Here is a 518-nt window from a genome sequence, read left to right as displayed (position 1 = left end):
CCGCGCCCCCCGGTGGCGCCAGGCCGGTTTTGCAGGAGCAGGCATCGGATGGTCAAACGTTCGGCTTCCCCCCCGGCCCAGGCGCCGCTGTTGCGTCCGCACGCCCCTGCCCCCGGCAGCGCCGCGCGCCGGGACGGGCCGGCGCCGGCCCCCACCGCCCGGCGCGGCCCGGCGCACGGCCCGGTGCTGGTGCCGCCCGGCCTGCGCGAAGCGCCGGTGCTGGACCTGATGTGTTCGCGCCTGGCGCTGACACTGGCCGCGCGCCAGGGCGGGCGCTTCAACCTGCGGCGCGACCTGCCGGCGCTGCTGGCCCTGGCCGGCCGCCACCTGGTGTGGCCGGCCACGGTGCTGCGCCGGCTGCGCAGCTTTCTGGAGCACCGCTGCCGCGACCACGACTGGTGGCGCGGCCAAGCCGCCCTGGGTCCCGCCGCCTTTCTGGCGCGCCACGGCGTGTGGCAGGGCCCGTACGAGGAAGAAACCCTGTTCTTCCACCTGGACGACTACGCCAAGGAAGCCCC

1 pseudogene is annotated in these 518 nt (G+C 77.0%); it reads left to right on the top strand.

From position 1 onward, the window contains the following. Positions 1 to 48 precede the first annotated feature (48 nt). A pseudogene (locus tag HA630_RS00075) lies at positions 49 to 518 on the top strand (hypothetical protein); the annotation flags it as partial.

This window comes from Aquabacterium sp. A08 (assembly GCF_011742065.1).
This window is presented reverse-complemented; position numbering and strand designations above follow the sequence as displayed.